This window comes from Bifidobacterium platyrrhinorum (assembly GCF_010667645.1).
Lineage (GTDB): Bacteria > Actinomycetota > Actinomycetes > Actinomycetales > Bifidobacteriaceae > Bifidobacterium > Bifidobacterium platyrrhinorum.
Map to the genome: position 1 here is coordinate 732,866 of NZ_WHZV01000001.1, position 16,661 is coordinate 749,526.

General features: G+C 65.7%; 13 protein-coding genes. 2 read left to right on the forward strand and 11 right to left on the reverse strand.

Features of this window, described 5'->3' with window-relative positions; all coding sequences use genetic code 11:
* Positions 1-353: 353 nt before the first annotated feature.
* On the forward strand, positions 354-722 hold the full coding sequence (locus GFD21_RS03225) for a hypothetical protein (RefSeq protein WP_318643719.1): 369 nt from the start codon (positions 354-356) through the stop codon (positions 720-722).
* 107 nt (positions 723-829) lie between these two features.
* On the opposite strand, the gene tsaD is transcribed toward GFD21_RS03225, so the two are convergent.
* The 5 genes from tsaD to holA all read right to left on the reverse strand — a co-directional run bounded on the left by tsaD (position 830) and on the right by holA (position 4,992).
* Positions 830-1,873, reverse strand: a complete 1,044-nt coding sequence (gene tsaD, locus GFD21_RS03230) for a tRNA (adenosine(37)-N6)-threonylcarbamoyltransferase complex transferase subunit TsaD (RefSeq protein ID WP_163196460.1) — start codon at positions 1,871-1,873, stop codon at positions 830-832.
* Positions 1,870-2,517 (reverse strand): GNAT family N-acetyltransferase, encoded by a 648-nt coding sequence (locus GFD21_RS03235; protein ID WP_163196461.1) that lies wholly within the window; start codon positions 2,515-2,517, stop codon positions 1,870-1,872. Before GFD21_RS03235 ends, tsaD begins: the two co-directional genes overlap by 4 nt.
* Positions 2,517-3,344 (reverse strand): tRNA (adenosine(37)-N6)-threonylcarbamoyltransferase complex dimerization subunit type 1 TsaB, encoded by an 828-nt coding sequence (tsaB, locus tag GFD21_RS03240; protein WP_163196462.1) that lies wholly within the window; start codon positions 3,342-3,344, stop codon positions 2,517-2,519. Before tsaB ends, GFD21_RS03235 begins: the two co-directional genes overlap by 1 nt.
* 79 nt (positions 3,345-3,423) lie before the next feature.
* Positions 3,424-4,020 (reverse strand): tRNA (adenosine(37)-N6)-threonylcarbamoyltransferase complex ATPase subunit type 1 TsaE, encoded by a 597-nt coding sequence (tsaE, locus tag GFD21_RS03245; RefSeq protein ID WP_163196463.1) that lies wholly within the window; start codon positions 4,018-4,020, stop codon positions 3,424-3,426.
* 3 nt (positions 4,021-4,023) lie between these two features.
* Positions 4,024-4,992 (reverse strand): DNA polymerase III subunit delta, encoded by a 969-nt coding sequence (holA, locus tag GFD21_RS03250; RefSeq protein WP_163196464.1) that lies wholly within the window; start codon positions 4,990-4,992, stop codon positions 4,024-4,026.
* A gap of 173 nt (positions 4,993-5,165) precedes the next feature.
* Here holA and GFD21_RS03255 point away from each other — a divergent pair, with 173 nt between their 5' ends.
* Complete coding sequence (locus tag GFD21_RS03255; RefSeq protein WP_163196465.1) at positions 5,166-6,038, forward strand: D-hexose-6-phosphate mutarotase; 873 nt, start codon at positions 5,166-5,168, stop codon at positions 6,036-6,038.
* Positions 6,039-6,203: 165 nt separating this feature from the next.
* Here the strand turns inward: GFD21_RS03255 and GFD21_RS03260 are convergent, their stop codons facing one another.
* The 6 genes from GFD21_RS03260 to brxL all read right to left on the reverse strand — a co-directional run bounded on the left by GFD21_RS03260 (position 6,204) and on the right by brxL (position 16,637).
* A complete protein-coding gene (locus GFD21_RS03260) occupies positions 6,204-7,331 on the reverse strand; it encodes a zinc-dependent alcohol dehydrogenase (protein ID WP_163196466.1) in 1,128 nt (375 codons plus the stop codon).
* Positions 7,332-7,582: 251 nt separating this feature from the next.
* Positions 7,583-8,377: a 3-oxoacyl-ACP reductase gene (locus GFD21_RS03265; RefSeq protein ID WP_163196467.1), complete on the reverse strand. Its 795-nt coding sequence runs from the start codon at positions 8,375-8,377 to the stop codon at positions 7,583-7,585.
* A gap of 320 nt (positions 8,378-8,697) precedes the next feature.
* Positions 8,698-10,509 (reverse strand): ComEC/Rec2 family competence protein, encoded by a 1,812-nt coding sequence (locus GFD21_RS03270; RefSeq protein ID WP_163196468.1) that lies wholly within the window; start codon positions 10,507-10,509, stop codon positions 8,698-8,700.
* Entirely contained in the window at positions 10,509-11,180 is a 672-nt protein-coding gene (locus GFD21_RS03275) for a ComEA family DNA-binding protein (protein ID WP_225431556.1), read from the reverse strand. The genes GFD21_RS03270 and GFD21_RS03275 overlap by 1 nt, the downstream gene beginning before the upstream one ends.
* A 233-nt stretch (positions 11,181-11,413) precedes the next feature.
* Positions 11,414-14,356 (reverse strand): leucine--tRNA ligase, encoded by a 2,943-nt coding sequence (gene leuS / locus GFD21_RS03280; RefSeq protein WP_163196469.1) that lies wholly within the window; start codon positions 14,354-14,356, stop codon positions 11,414-11,416.
* A gap of 82 nt (positions 14,357-14,438) precedes the next feature.
* Positions 14,439-16,637 (reverse strand): BREX system Lon protease-like protein BrxL, encoded by a 2,199-nt coding sequence (gene brxL, locus GFD21_RS03285; RefSeq protein WP_163196470.1) that lies wholly within the window; start codon positions 16,635-16,637, stop codon positions 14,439-14,441.
* Positions 16,638-16,661: the final 24 nt, after the last annotated feature.

Here is a 16,661-nt window from a genome sequence, read left to right on the forward strand (position 1 = left end):
ATTCAATTATCACCGCCGGTGCACGCCGAGACGTCCATCGAAGTGAAGCCGCAAACCGCGGGTTTGCAACGGTTGGCTACAATACGCGTCATGCCCGTATCTCGCAAACCGGCGTGTCGCGATGGGGCGGGAGCCGTCTTCCGCGACTCGTCCCCGCACGCGCGCGCCGTCCACGCCCGGTCGGAAACTGGGCCCATGGACGGAACAACGTTGTCGAATCGAATGGACGGCCCGGAGCCGCTCGGTCCCCTCGTCCCATCGCATGGGCAGCACCGCAACGGGGATGCGGCCGCGGCGCGCACGGCGAATGGCGGATACCGCGGCATGGGGGACCGATGAAGGGGGCCGTGCGCGTGACGTTCCGGTTCGACGACGGCACCGCCGCACGCGAATGGCTGGCCATGCTGGACAAGATCGGCATGCCGCATCCCGAACCGCTGGTGGAGGACGCCCGCCCGAGCGGCGTGAAGCGCAACGGCCCGGAGCTGGCGGCGTGGCTGGACACGCATCCCGGCTGGCACAAGGTCTCGGATGCGGCGAACCGGTCGGCCGCGATGAAGGCGGCGTACAAGATCAACAAACGGGAACGCCGCGGATTCGAGAACGGCGGCTATGAGGCGAGGGTCGTGCTCAAGGATTCGGGGTGGCTGGTGGAGGCGAGACGCACGCCGGCGCCGAAACGCAAAGGCCTGTCCACGGAGGGCATGAACCCCCTGTGGTGACTGATCCGGCGGGAGGCCGGGTGACCGAGACGGACGTCCAGCGGACGCCCAACGGCCGTCCAACGGCGACGGCCGCAACCACCCGACGGCTTCCCGCCGCGGCAAGGCTACATCGACACCTTGGTCAACGGCATGGCCGAATCGATGGCGAAATCGGGCGCGCTGGGCGCGACGCCCGCCTCGACGAGGTTCACGCCGAGCATGGCGACCATCGCGCCGTTGTCGGTGCACAGTCTGAGTTCCGGAATGCGCACCTCGACGCCGTTGGAGCGCCCGAATTCGAGCAGTTTCGCCCTGAGCTGCGAGTTCGCGGAGAATCCGCCTCCCACGATGAGCGTATCGGAATCATACTGGCGGCAGCCGCGCATCGCTTTCTTCGCGAGCACGGTGGCCACCGAGTCGGCGAGCGAGGCGCACACGTCGTCTACGGGGATCTCGCGTCCCGCGGCCCGCTCCCCCTCCACCCAACGGGCGACGGCGGTCTTCACGCCGGAGAAGCTGAAGTCATACGGATGCTTCGCGCCGGCCTTGCCCTGCGTGAGCCCCTGGGGCACGCGGATCGCATGCGGGTCGCCGTGCTGCGCGTGCCTGTCGATGTGCGGGCCTCCCGGGTAGGGGAAGCCGAGCAGTCGCGCCACCTTGTCGAAGCACTCCCCCGCCGCGTCGTCCAATGTGGTGCCGACCACATCGATGTGACGTGCCACGTCCCCGACGTGCAGCAGCGACGTGTGCCCGCCCGAGACGATGAGCGCGAGCGTGTCCTTGGGGAACGGCCCGAACTGCAGTTGGGTGACGGCGATGTGGCCGATCACATGGTTGATGCCGTACAGCGGCTTGCCGCTCGCCCATGCGAGGGCCTTCGCGCCGGAGACGCCGACGGCGAGGCACCCGGCGAGTCCGGGGCCTGCGGACACGGCTATCGCGTCCACGTCGGACAGTTCGAGGCCGGCGTCGGCCAGCGCCTTGGATACGCACGGCACGAACGCCTCGGCGTGCGCGCGCGAGGCGATCTCGGGGATGACGCCGCCGTAGCGTGCGTGCTCCTCCATCGAGGAGGCGACCACGTTGGATCTCAGCGTGCGCCCCTGGACGACGGCGGCCGCCGTTTCGTCGCAGGTCGATTCGATGCCCAGTACGATCGGTTCGCTCATCGCGTCTCCTCCGTTCCCTCGTGCGCGACGGCCTTCTGCGGGCCGCCCATGCCGACCTCGCCGTTCGCGACGCCCGCGTCATCCGTTCCGTCTTCTTCCCCGGCGGCGGCGAACCCGACGACCCGCGGCTCCAGTTCCAGGGCCATCACGTACGCGTCGATGCCTTCCGGCTGGTAGTACCGTTTGCGCAACCCGATGCGTTCGAACCCGAACCGCCGGTACAACGCGATGGCGGGATCGTTGTCCACGGCGACTTCGAGCAGCATGCGGCGGGCGCCTTGTTCCCGCGCATGGCCGATCAGCCAGGCGAGCATGCGCGCGGCGAGTCCGCGACGCTGATAGCGGCGCGAAACGCCGATGTCCATGATCTCCGCGTCCTCGCCGTCATACCAGTATCCGGCGAATCCGCGCACGATGCCGGGCACGCAGCCGTCCGGCCCCGGCACGTGGCCATCATCTCCGGTTCCATGTCCCCCGTCGCCTTGCTCGCGCTCACAGTCGAACACGTAGACGCGTGCGGGCGCGTCGAGCTCCTGCCTCACGGCGTTTTCGCTCCACGCGTGGTTGCCGAACAGCTCGACCTCCATCGCACGCACGGCGGCGACCGCGGTCTCGCGGCCGAGGTCGTCCAACGAAACGAGCATCAGGCCTTCCTCCCCGCGCCTTCGTGCCCGAGCACGTGCTTGAGCGGCGCCGGCACTTCGGCGTCCGGCCTGCGCAGGTACAACGGTTCGACGGGCGCCTGGGGGTCGCGTTCGTGCGCAAGCGCCGCATCGGCCGCGAAGATGTCGACGCCCTGCCGCCCCTGATCGAGCACGGACGCGTCGGCCACGTCGCTGAGACACTCGATGCCGTGCAGCGCGTCGGCGTATTTCGTCGCGCCATGGCCGATGACGTCGACGACGGTCTCGCCGTCGACCGTCGCCGCGTAGTCATGCACGGCGGCGTTCACGCGGTCGGCGATCGACGAAGGATAGTCGATGTCCATGGCGATGAGCGGTCGGGGAACGGCTTTGGCGTTCCCGTCGTCGCCGGCATCCCCGGCGCCGGCGTCGAGCGGGCTCGCGTACAGCGCGAAGTACAGTTGCTTGCGACGCGCGTCGTTCACGGCGAGCGTGAGGACGTGTCGCGTCTTCGGATCGCCGAGCGTGCCGGCCTTGCCGCGCCGAACGAGGTTCCACCGCACCTGCGGTTCGAGCACGTTGTGTCCGATGAGTTCCGCGCCGGTGGCGAACGCCAGCGCCTTGGCGGCGACGATGCCGGCGCGCAGCCCGGTGAACGGCGCGGGACCGGTGCCCACGATGACGGTGTCGATGTCGCGCGGCGTGCATCCGGCCTCCTTGACGGCACGGGCGATATTCACCTGCAACCGTTCGACGTGGGTGCGCGAATCGGTTTCGACGATCGGCTCATGCCCCGCGACGCCCACGGTGGAACCGTATGACGTGTCGATCACCAATGTGCAGCCCATGCATCCTCCCCGGAATGTCCCTGTCGAAAGGCCCTGTCGAGCCTATGGCCTGTAGAGAGTGTACACCGCGCGCGGCGGCCTACAGCGCGAACCCGTTCCAGCGCGCGCCCACCGGCACGAGCGTGACGACGCGTGTGCCGTCGCCGGTGAGTTCGATGCCGGGGTCGACGGCGGCGTCCGCCGCGTCGATGTCCAGAGGCCGGTCGATGTGGATCTCGAGGCGTTCCGGCGCGAGCGCGGCGACCATCTGCTCGCCCCATTCCATGAGCACGACCGTGTCGTCGCCGGTGTCCTCGAGTTCCTCGTCGAGCCCCAACGATTCGAGCTCGTCCAGCAGCCGGTTCACGGCCGCCTGGCCGGGCGCGTAGTCGGAACCGCCCAACCGGTAGGCGTCCACGTGCACGAGGTGCGCGGGGGACCCGTCCGCGAACCGCCCGTTCAGTTCGCGTGCGATGGTGAACGTGGGCGACACGATCGGCTCCGTGATGCCGAGGCCTTCACCGAATCCCTGCGCCAGCGTGGTCTTGCCCGCCCCCAGCGGCCCGGACAGCAGCAGCACGTCGCCGCCGTGCACACGTGCGGCGATGCGACGCCCCAATTCGCGCATGTCCTCGCCGGTGGGCACCTCGAGCGTCACCGCCCCGTTTCGTCCGTTCCATTCATCGTTCGATGCCATTGCTCATCCCCGTCCCTTCGTCGCTATCGTCTCGATGCTGCGTTCCAGCGCGTACATGGGATCTCCCCCGTTGGTCTTGCATTCCTCATCCGCCCAGGCGAGCGTGCGGATGCACGCCGCCATGCCGGCCGACGTCCAGCCGCCGAGCCGCACGTACTTGCGCGCCCACGGCGACATGCCGAGTTCGGCGGCGCTGATGGTTCCGGCGTTGTAGGCGGACACCTTTGCCACGTTCCGCAGTTTCATGGCCAGCGCGCCGATGAGCGCGATGGGTTCGACGCCCTGTTCCACGGCGGAGCGCATCTTGACGATCGCGTCGGCGGTGTCGCCGGCCATGGCCGTGTCCGCCACGTTGAATCCGGTGACCTGGGCGTTGGCGGTCAGGTACTGGTTGACGCGGTCCAATCCGATGGGATCGTCGTCGAAGTCGAAGCACAACTGCCCGCACATGGCGGTGAGTTCCCCGATGCTGCCGCCGAGCACGTCGACGAGCTGCTGGGCGGCGAGCGGTTCGACCCTGCGCCCTTGTCGTTCGAAGCATTGCAGCACGTAGTTGAGCTTCGCGTCCGGTTTTTTGAGGTCGGAGACCTCCACTTTGCGCGCACCGGCGCGGACCAGCCGGTCGAGCAGACGCTTGCCTTTGTTGCCGCCTTCATGCCGGCAGATCACGATGCTGTTCGAGGCGGGGTCCTTGGACGCCTGCTTGCAGTAGTCGACGATGCTGTCGCCGAGTTTCTCGTCGGCGGATTGCAGATCGTCGACGCGTACGACGGACACGTCGGCGAGCAGGGACGGGCTGACCGCCTCGTCGAACGCGTACCGGTCGGCCGTGGCGGCGTCCAATTCGACGTATTCCGCGTCCGGACGGCGCTGCATCGCCTCGTCGCACAGTTCCCGTGCGGTCCTTTCGTTCAGGTACGGGTCGCCTCCGTATACGACGCGCACCGCCGCGTCCCCTGCCTGTCTTGCCATGCCCTCCATCACCCCACACGCGCTGGACAACGGCTCGCACGCGATATGACGTCGACGCGGCCCCGGATCGGTGGCGACGCGACCGCGGCACGGCCCCGCGGTTCTCACGGCCGGACCGGCATGGGCTGGCATAATGGGAGCGTCCCATCGTCATCTGTCGGTTTGGAGGAATCATGGGTTCATCGGCATCGTTCGCGATCCGCGATCTCGTCAATGGGGACGGTTCGGTATCGGTCAGCGATTACGGCGCGCACGTGCTGCGTTGGGCGCCGCAAGGCCAGCCCGACGTGGTCTGGCGCCCGAAGACGGTTTATCTCAAGGAAGGCAAGGCGATCCGCGGCGGCATCCCGGTCATCTTCCCCTGGTTCAACTCCGGATTCGATCCGGACTCGCCGGCGGCGAAGACCCCGAAGCACGGCTTCGCCCGATCGAGTTTCTGGCATCCCGACGACGGTTCGCTCACGGACCGTCATGCACGCTACACGCTCGACTCGGGCGAAATCGACGACGCGACGCTCGCGCAGTTCGTCGGCAACGACGCGCCACGGTTCCACGCGGCGTACGAGGTCACGGCGGGCCGCGAGCTGACGGTCGAGCTCACCGTGACGAACGACGGGGACAGGCCGTTCTCGTACGAGGCGGCGCTGCACACGTATCTCAAGGTGGGCGACGTGACGCGCGCCCGGGTCGAGGGACTGGACGGTTCGGAGTATCTCGACACCACGCGCGACGGGTTCCCGGTGTGCGTGCAGTCCGGTCCGGTGGCGTTCGACGGCGGCATGGTCGACCGCATCTATCTGGCGAACGGCACGCTCGAACTGCATGACGACATGCTGGGCCGCACGGTCGCCGTCTCCTCCCGGGGCGCCACCGCCACGGTCGTGTGGAATCCCGTCGAAACCGCCGGCAACGCGATCGGCGATCTCGACGAAGGCGAGTGGAGGGGTTTCGTCTGCGTGGAGGCGGCCGCGAACCGCGAACGCATGATCACGCTCGCCCCGGGTGAATCGCATACGCTGGGACAGACGCTGGCCGTGAAGGCGTAACACACGGCAGCGGCGCTTCCGAAACGTGAACGCATGGGATGGGCTGCGGTGCGAATGGCAGTATATCCTCATTCGCACCGCAGCCCATCCCATGCGTATGCCCGATTTGTCACGTCATGCCGTGGACGATAACGGGCCGCACGGCGTCGCCACGGACCCGGCGCATCACAGTTCGGGGACGACCTCGATCTTGAGGCCCTGCATGCTCAACGCGTATTCCATGGCCTCGTTGATCCGGTCGAGCGGGAACACGTTGGTGACCAGATCCATGACGGGCAGACCGCGGTCCTTGGCCTCCTTGAGGAACTCCTGCGCCTCGAGCCAGTCGCCGGCCTGGTAGGTCCACGAGCCGGTGAGCTTGATCTCCTTCTGGCATACGTCCAGATGCGGGTTGTAGGTGGCGTCGCCGGTGTTGGTGAAGAAGCCGACCTCGCAGTAGGAGCCGCCCCGGCGGATGTACTTGAACAGGGCGGCCGCGGCGGCGGGCGATCCGGTGCACTGGAAGCCCATCTCCGCGCCGAGTCCCTCGGTCACATTGCGCACGGCTTCGGCGGCCGCGTCCACGGAATCGTAGTCGGAGAAGTTCACGGTGGCGGTGGCGCCGAGCTTCTTGGCCATCTCAAGTCGGGCCTCCTTGGCGTCCACGGCCACGATGTTGCGGATACCGTAGGTCTTGAGCAGCGCGACCAGCAGCAGGCCGATCGGGCCGCATCCCTGGACGAGCACGTGGGAGCCGTGCTTGAAGTCGTAGATCTTCTTGGCCTCCTCCACGGCGTGCACGATCACGGCGGCCGGTTCGATGAGGATGCGCAGGTCGCGGTCGGGCATGTCGTTGACGTTGAAGATCACCGCGCCCGGATTGCACTTCATGTAGTCGGAGTACCAGCCGTTGAAGAAGTGGTCCTCGCCGGGCATGAGGCCGTGGATCTCGCCGTTCTCGCACAGGTGGATCATGTCGGCGCGGCGCTTGCAGATGGCGCAGTGGCCGCACGGGCGCAGACCGGTGACGATCTTGTCCCCCACCTTGAGCGGTTTGCCGGAGTAATCCGTGGTGACGTTCCCGCCGATCTTCACGACTTCGCCGGTGGCCTCGTGACCGAGCACGATGGGCGCGAACCCGAACGGGTCGGCACGGTATTCGGACTGGTCGGTGCCGCAGATGCCGCATCCTTCGACGCGGACGAGCACCTCGTCATCGTTGATTTCGGGCAATGGCAGGGTGCGCACGTCGATGTGCCTCGGTTCGGTCAGTACGGCGACACGGCCTTCGGCGGGGATGGTTGGTTCGGACATTGTCATGACTCCTTTGTGATGAGGGAATGCCTTCACCGCCCACGATACAACGCCGGTCCCGGGGACACGGCAACGACACCGTCGAGGGGCGCGCAGGGCACCGGCCACGGCGTGGGACTGGGCCGGGACAATCGACAAAACCGATACCCATACGCGTGCGCGGCGGACGCCCGCATGACGCCTATGACGCCCGTATATGCGACGGGGGCCGGTTCGGTTGCGAACCGCCCCCGTGACCGACCTGCCGCGGCTCAGCCCTTGACGTAGCCGCAGTCGACGATGAGGTCCTGACCGGAGACCGCACGGGAGAGCGGGGACAGGAAGAACAGGGCGGCGTCGGCGAGCTCCTGGGGCGTGGTGACGTGGCCCAGCGGCGTGGACTGGGCGATGATGTCGAACACGGCGTCGGGCGTGGCGCTGCTCGCGTCGGTGGTGCGCAGCAGACCGCCGGAGACCATGTTGACGGTCACGTTCTTCGGGCCGAGCTCCTGGGCGAACGTGCGCGTGAGGGCGAGCAGGGCGCCCTTGGCGGCCGTGTAATCGTGGTAGGGCACCACCGGGTTCTGGAACAGGTTGGTGCCGATGTTCAGCACGCGGCCGTAGCCGGCCTCCTCGAAGCCGGGCAGCGCCTGCTGGATGACGGTGACGGAGCCCTTGACCGCGCCGAGGAGCTGATGCTCGAAGTCCTGCCAGGTGATGGTGTCGGCCTTGGGACGGTCGTCGCCGTTGAACGAGAAGCTGACCAGCGCGTTGTTGACCACGCCGGTGATCGGCGTGCCGAGCGCGGCCTTCGCGTCCGCGAACAGGCGCTTGACGTCGTTCTCGTCGGTCACGTCGGCCTGGATGGCGGTGACATGGCCGGGGTATTCCTTTTCCAGCGCCTTGGCGCGCTCTTCGCTGTGCAGGTAGTCGACGACCACGTGGGCGCCGGCCTGCACGGCGGCGCGCGTGATGGCCTCGCCCAGTCCGCGGGCGCCGCCCGTCACGAGGATGGTCTCGCCCTTCAGGAATCCGTCGATTGCGCTGCTGGTGTTCTGGTCGGTCATGATTATCCCCTCCAATGGTCCGGTCTCCGGTCGGATTTCGCCGGATCGTGTTTGTCCGTGTACTCCGGTTTCCGGTTATCCTCGGTTTGTTCGGTTTGACTCCGACTGGAGGAGGATTCTCCCGTGACGGCCCGCGAGCGCCGTTGCGTCGTGTATGGATGTGCTTCCCTACGCGAGCATTGCCTCACAGGTTCGAAGGGTCCCGACGAATCGGTCTCAGCGGATGAATCGCTCCCCCAGCCGTGGTCCAGTCTATCGGAGGAAAGGCCCGAACGGAAGAGTGCGGCGAATGGAAAACCATCCGTCGGAACCAGCGGCCTTCAGTTCGGTCCCGGATCCGTGTCCAATTCGGACAGCATGCGGAGGGTGTCCGTCCACCAGATGCGGATACGGTTGCGTGGGTTGCGGGTGAACGGTCGCCCCGGTAATGCGTGATCGGCCGACGATGGAACAAACCAACGGCGGATCAGCAGGGCCATGGCGATGCCCGCCGCTTCCACTGTGGCGAGCGCCAATGCTCCGGCCGCGCCTCCGGCCCACGGCATCGTGGCGTGTTCCCTGCCACCCAGCCACATGGCCACCCGTTCCATGACCTGTGTGCCCAGCGACGCCGACCATGCGCACCACGAGCCCACGTCCACATTCACCCATGCCACGGCGAGTCCCGCCAATCCGGCCATCGTGGCGAACGCGACGACGGGCGCCACGAGGATGTTCGCAGGAACGGACCAGACCGGCAGTCGCGGTTCCATAAGCACCTGGATCGGCAAGGTGGACAGTTGGGCCGCGACGGTCATGGCGAGCGTGTCGGCGAGCATGTCCGGCAACAGCAACGACATAACGTCGCCCATCGGATGGGACATGAGGATGATGCCGAGCACGGCCGCGCAGGACAGGGCGAAGCCGAAACTCCATGCCATGGAAGGTTTCACCAGCAGGGTACCGATCGCCGTGCAGCATAGCGCGCTCAACGCCTGCGGCCGTCGACCGAGGAACAATGCGGCGGCAGCCATCCAGCTCATCACCAACGCCCTGGTCACGCTGTCTCCCGGCGCCATCATCGCCGCCATCAATGTCATGGTTCCCGCCGTGAGGATCGCCGTCACTTGCCGTGGCAATAGGAGACGCGCGGCGAATCGGCGTATCAGGTCGGCGACAATGACGAAATGACCGCCGGACACCGCCATGAGGTGCATGATGCCGGCGCGCCGGAACCGTTCCTCCAATTGGTCGGCATAGGTTCCGTCGACAGGCCGGGACGTGTCCATATGATCCTGGCCGAGGAGTCCCATGGTCAGTCCGGGTACGAGTACGCGTCCCTGATCGGACAATCCTTCGGTGGCCGTGAAGAACGATTCCTGGATGCGTTCCCGCCACCGTTCGAACCATGGCCGCTCTTGCAAAGCGGTCAGGCTTCCGCTCCTTCCATCATCATCGCCGTCGCCGTCATCCAGGGTCAGCCAGAGCGGCGTCGACCCTATTTCGGCCTCGCCTAACGTGCCGGTCATGCGGTAGACGGCGCCACGGTGCAGTCGCATGCAATCCGCTCCGGAGGCGAATACCCTCACTTGCGCGTTCGAGCGTGCAAACACTTTGCCGTCGCCTACCGCGGCGAGTTCGGCCTCCACCTGACAGTCCGCTTCACGCCGTGATGACGCCATGACGGGTTCGACGAGTCGGGCCGCGACGGTCACGCTTCCGGGCCCGTCCCTCGCCCGCACCGCAGCCGCATCGAACCATTCCCTCGCCTCCGACGCCCATGTGGCGACGGATCCCAGCAGTGCGGCCGCGACACAGACCATGACGACGATTCGTCCGATGCCGCGGCGTTCGCATATCCCCCCGATGCGCCACGCCAACCCGATTACGATCATCATGATCAACATGGCACCGGACAGGATGACGATTCCCGACGGAACGAAAACGTCCCGCCCTTCTGCGGTCACGACGGTGATACGGTTTCCCGTTTCCGCCGTACCCTCACCTGGCACCGGTCGATTCGCCGACGATCGTTCCGCGACGACCCTGCCCGACCACCACACGAAGACGCCGTGTACGGCCAGACACGACATCCACAGCACGATGGCCACGGGCAACAGACGACGATCGCGACTCCCCTGTTCGATGCGCATCAGACCCTCACCTCCGGTCTGATCTTCTCCAGGGTCTTCGCGCCGATGCCGGGAACGTCAAGCAGCTGGTCGACGCTGGTGAACCGTCCTATCGCCGCGCGATGGTCGAGTATCCGTTGCGCGATGACCGGCCCGATGCCTTTGATGGCGTCAAGTTGTTCGAGTGTGGCCGTGTTCAGGTCGAGTCGCGTATCTGCCGGCTGGGCGGGCGCCTCGGATGCATCGGCGCCAACGGTCTGATCACCGGCATCGTTCGCGGTGCCGGCGGCACCGGATGACCTGTTCCCCGATCCGCCACCGTCGACGCCATCGGCGCCGTCGGGTCCGTCACCCGGCGAGACGTCGTCTTCCCCACCTCCGTCCGAACCGGAAACGATGATGCCGGACGTCGTAGCATCCGTAAGCATCGTGTGGTTCATCGACTGCAGCACCAGCAGCGTGAGGCTTGCGCAGGTGACCATCACCATGAGCAGTATCGCCGCCAACGCATGTTTCGCTCCGAACCGCAACCGCGGACGGCCGTGACGGGCCCGTGCCGAGAACCGCTCGTCCATGTCCCTGTCACGTACGCCGGACAGCGCCGCCAAGGTGACCACCGGCGATGAACCGTCCGGCAACGGAACCGGCGACGACGCGGCGCCGCGCCCCTCGGGCATGGGAATGGGAGGCATGTCCTCCATGCCATGCCCGACATACGATTCCGACACGATGGCGGCATCTCTGCCGTCATCGATGATTCTGCGACTTCCACTACGACGAACGCCCATGCATCCCACTGTGCGGGGTGCATGGGCGTAACGTCCAGTCTCACCGGGGTATGTGTACAGAGCTCCTTCCGAAGTCCTTCACAATTCCCGGAGCGGGCGTCCTGTCATCGGGACACCACAGTGCAATGCGTCGCCAATCACTCGGCGGGGACGATCGAGACGATCTTCGGGGCCTTGACGATCACCTTGCGCGGTTCCTTGCCGCCGAGACGGGCGGCGACGGCTTCGAGCGCGAGCTTCTCCAGCTCGGCCGGGTCGATGTCCGGGGAGACCTCGAGCTTGGCGCGCACCTTGCCCTTGATCTGCACGACCGCGGTGACCGTGTCCTGACCGACGTACTTGTCGTCGGCGACCGGCCACGGCGCGGCGGACAGGGACTCGGCGTGGCCGAGACGCTGCCACATTTCCTCGCAGATGTGCGGGGCGATCGGCGCGAGCATGAGGATCAGCGGCTCGACGGCGGCGCGCGGCACGGCCTTGAGGGAGGTCAGGTGGTTGTTGAGCACGATGAGCTTGGCGATGGCCGTGTTCGGACGCATGTTCTCCATCTCCACGGTCACCTCGGCGATCGTGTTGTTGAGGAGCTTCAAGGTCTTCACGTCCGGCGCGTCCTCGCTCACATGCGCCTCGCCGGTGGTCTCGTCGACCACGTTGCGCCACAGGCGCTGCAGGAAGCGCATGCCGCCGACCACGTTGCGCGTGTTCCACGGGCGGGATTCGTCCAGCGGGCCCATGCTCATCTCGTACAGGCGGAACGTGTCCGCGCCGTAGTTCTCGTACATGTAGTCCGGGGTGATGATGTTCTTGAGGCTCTTGCCCATCTTGCCGAACTCGCGGTTCGCGTGCTCGCCGTTCCAGGTGAACGTGGGTTCGCCGTTCTCGTCGGCCGGGCCTTCCACGACCTCGTCGGCCGGCACGTACTGGCCGCGGTCGTCGGTGTAGGCGTACGCCTGGATCATGCCCTGGTTGAACAGCTTGTGGAACGGTTCGGCCGAATCCACGTAGCCGAGGTCGAAGAGGATCTTGTGCCAGAAGCGCGAGTACAGCAGGTGGAGCACCGCATGCTCGACGCCGCCGATGTACAGGTCCACGCCGCCTTCGTCGCCCGAGTACTTGTTGTGGTTCGGTCCCATCCAGTAGTCGAACTCGTCCTTCTCGACCATGTGGGCCGTATCGGTCGGGTCGATGTAGCGCATGTAGTACCAGCAGGAGCCGGCCCAGTTCGGCATCGTGTTCGTGTCACGGTAGTAGGTCTTCACACCATCGCCCAGATCGAGCTCGACCTTCACCCAGTCCTCGTTGCGGCTCAGCGGCGCCTCGGGGTTAGATTCGGCGTCCATCGGGTCGAAGGTGCGCGGCTGGTAGTCGGGCACGTCCGGCAGGTTGATGGGCAGCGCGGAATCGGGCAGCAGGTGCGGGGTGCCGTCCTCGCCGTAGACGATCGGGAACGGCTCGCCCCAATAGCGCTGGCGGGAGAACAGCCAGTCGCGCAGACGGTAGGAGACGGTGCCCTTGCCGACGCCCGCGGATTCCAGCCACGCGTTCACCTTGGCGATGGCGTCGTCGACGCGCAGTCCGTCGAGCGTCAGTGCATCGCCCTTCGCCTTGGTCGCCTCGACGGAAGAGTTGATGACGATGCCGTCGTGGGAGACGAACGGCGCCTTACCCTCGTAGTTCGCGAGGTCGTCGCCGGATTCCGGCAGCGGCTTGACGGTGTAGATGACCGGCAGGCCGAACTTGACGGCGAAATCGTAGTCGCGCTGGTCGCCGCCCGGCACGGCCATGATCGCGCCGGTGCCGTAGTCCATGAGCACATAGTCGGCGGTGAACAGCGGCAGCTTCGCGCCGGTGATCGGGTTGACGGCGTACAGGCCGGTGAACAGGCCGGTCTTCTCGCCGGCCTCGTCGACGCGGTCCTTCGCGGTCTTCGATTCGGCGGCGAGACGGTACGCCTTCACGGCCTCGACCGGGGTGGCGTAGCCGCCCTTCCAATCCTCGGGGGTTTCGGCCGGCCATTCGGCGGGCACGTCCTCGAGCAGGTGGTGCTCCGGGGAGACGACGGCGAACGTGGTGCCGAACAGGGTGTCCGGACGCGTGGTGTAGATCTCCATGTCGCGCGTGCCGTTCGGGGTCTCGACCTGGAAGTGCACGGAGGCGCCGTGGCTTTCGCCGATCCAGTTGCGCTGCATGAGCTTGACCTTCTCCGGCCAGTCGATGCCGTCGAGGTCCTCGATGAGGCGGTGGCCGTACTTGGTGATGCGCATCGACCACTGGCGCAGCTCACGCTGGAAGACCGGGAAGTTGCCGCGCTCGGACTTGCCTTCGGCGGTGACCTCCTCGTTGGCGAGCACGGTGCCCAGGCCCGGGCACCAGTTCACCGGGGACTTGGAGATGTAGGCGAGGCGGAAGTCGTTGAGGATGTCCTGCTGCTCGGCCTCGGTGAGGTCGCCCCACGCCTTGCCGTCCGTCTCGTGGCCCGGGATGGCCTTCTCGCCGTTCTCGAACTTGGCGACGAGCTCGGAAATCGGGCGGGCGGATCCCTTCGTGCCGGACGGGTTGGTGGCGTCCTCGTCGTACCAGGAGTCGTAGATGCGCGAGAAGATCCACTGGGTCCAGCGCACGTAGCCGGGGTCGATGGTCGCGAAGGTGCGGCGGTCGTCGAAGCTCAGGCCCATGCGGTGCAGCTGGCGCGACATGTTCGCGATGTTCTGCTCGGTGGTGATGCGCGGATGCTGACCGGTCTGGACGGCGTACTGCTCGGCGGGCAGGCCGAAGGCGTCGTAGCCCATGGCATGCAGCACGTTCTCGCCCTTCATGCGGTGGTAGCGGGACACCACGTCGGAGGCGAGGTAGCCGAGCGGGTGGCCCACGTGCAGGCCCTTGCCGGACGGGTAGGGGAACATGTCCATCGCGAAGTAGGAGGGGCGTCCCTCGGCGTTGCGGCCCTTGCCGTCCTTCAGGTCGCCGGAGACGTTGGCGGCCCAGAAGGTGCCCTCCTCATCCCACTTCTTCTGCCATTTGTTTTCGATGTCCTGCGCCAGAGCGGCGTTGTAGCGGAACTTCGGTTCGGTCTCACTCATAGAGCACGATGATACACGCGGGGACGCCAATCCTAGGACGTAGGTCGTGTATGGCGGGACAGTACGGCCGCCATACACGCCGCTATTCGCCCACGTGACGATAATCGACGCTGAATTCCTTGATTTGACGAAGGTTCTGCCGTCTCAGCTGCGGATTCAGCCAGTTCTTATCGTCGTACCGCTGGTAGATATCCAATCCTCTGCCGAGGGAGATTCGCCAGCCGGTGTCGGTCACGATGAAACGGTCGTGCGCCGTCGTGCTGAACTCGTAGGTGAGGATGATGCCCATCGGCCCGAACGTGGTCTTCAACTGGTCGAGGTTGTCGATCTGCTGGTCGATAAGCTGGTCGTCGGCTTGTCCGACGATCAGATGCACCTGCACTTCGTCGGCCCGGTTCGTGTAGTCGTACACGGTTTCGAGGAATTCGGCGAGATTACGCGCCTGATATGAGTATCGGATGTACGGGTCCTGGAGCGTGATGCGTTTCGCCCCTGCCACATAGGCTCCGAACAATCTGTTGTAGCTGACTCCGGAACGGCCTTCCGAAAAGTCGAGGTGCCCGGCCTTCGCCGCCGCGGCGGCCCGTTCGATGCGGGACAAGGCCGGTTTCGCGGATTCCATGGGTTTCGCAGGTTCGGAGGGTTTCGTGGGCTGTGATGACCCGGAACCGGAGGAGGACCCCGCCGCCGGAACCGGAGGGGCCGGCTGCTTCACCGCATCGTTTCCGACGCTTCCGGCGGAGACGCTCCTCCCCCGCCAGTACAGGTCCGGGTAGTCGTCCTCTTCCACCGTGTGTACGGCGATGGGGTCGGGAGAACCGGCGCGCGTGTATGAGAAGTCGACTTCGGTCATGGTGGAATCGATGCGGCACAGCTGGTCCTTGACGCGTTTGCGTCCTTCGATGGCGCAGCGCAGCAACGGTTCCATCTCCTCCATCGTCGCTTCGCCGGACGGGTAGATGAGTTTCATGAGCCCGGAGAACGTCTTGCGCACGCCGTCCTTGTCTCGCGTGGAGAGCGTGGGCGAGAGCGCGAAGTATTTCTCGTACTTCGACGCGTAGTCCACGTCGCGCAGATTGTGGAGGATCTCGGCGAGATAGTCGACGACGAACCCGTAGCCGCTGGTGAACATCTCGGAACGGATCTGTTCGAACTCCCAGCCGGGCACGTAGTAATGGATGCGGTCGAGGAACGCGGGATCGTGGTATTGCTTCGGCAGTTCCTCGAACAGGTCGGTGTTCTTGAGCATGTACGGCACGTTGTGGGAGGTGTTGCCGATGAACGCCATGGACGCTTCGGCCTGCATGGTGTTGCGGCCGCGTGAGAACGACTTGTTCGCCATGTAGTTCTTCATGATGTCGACGAGCGCCCGGTCGGCTTTCTTGGTCTTTCCGGCGAATTCGTCGAACGCGACCGTGTCCCAATAGCCAACGAGGCCGATCTGTCCGCTGGAGTTGTTGACGAACAGTTTCGCCGCGGTCACCTCGCCGCCGGAGATGAGCATGCCGTGCGGTGAGAATTCGGAGTAGATGTGCGATTTGCCGGTGCCTTTGGGGCCGAGTTCGATGAGGTTGTAGTTGCGTTCGACGAACGGAATCATGCGTACCAGATGGAGGAGTTTGGCGCGTTCGAAGAACAATGCAGGCTCGAATCCGACCGACTGCATGAGCAGGTCGACCCATTCACCGGCGGTGAACCGCGAGCGCATCGCGAGATAGTTCTCCCGGTCGTCGTGCGACATCTGCACGGGCATGAGCCGGTGCAGCCTCCACGGAACGTCCTTGGGATCTCCTGAATATGCGTAGACCAGCGTGCACATGCACCAGATGCCGGTGACCAGCAGTTTCGGGTTCTTCTTGACCGTGGCGGAGTCCACGACCACCCGGCTGATGCCGAGATTTTCGAACGTGGCTTCGTATTGGTCGAGCTTCTCGTTGAGCGTCACCTGCACTTTGTCGATGACCTGATACCGACCTTTCTCACGGATCTTCGACTGAATGAGGTTGGCTTCCTCACGGTGCACGTAGTTGTCCGCGAGGATGGCCCGCACACGCTCCACCCCGGCCCGTACGCTTTCCCAATCGGTGGTGGTCACGTATTTGCCAAGCAGGTATTCGAGCACGTACGAGGGTACGAGCGCGTTGCCTTTGACTTTGCCGACCAGATCCTTGCGCACCGTGTAGCCGGAGAATTCACCGGTCACTTTGCGATCGAGGTCGTTCATCGCCGGAACGTCGTCCGGTCCGGTCACTGTCGTGTCGGTCTGCTCGTTGTCTGCCATAGTCCCACCTTACGCGTGATGATC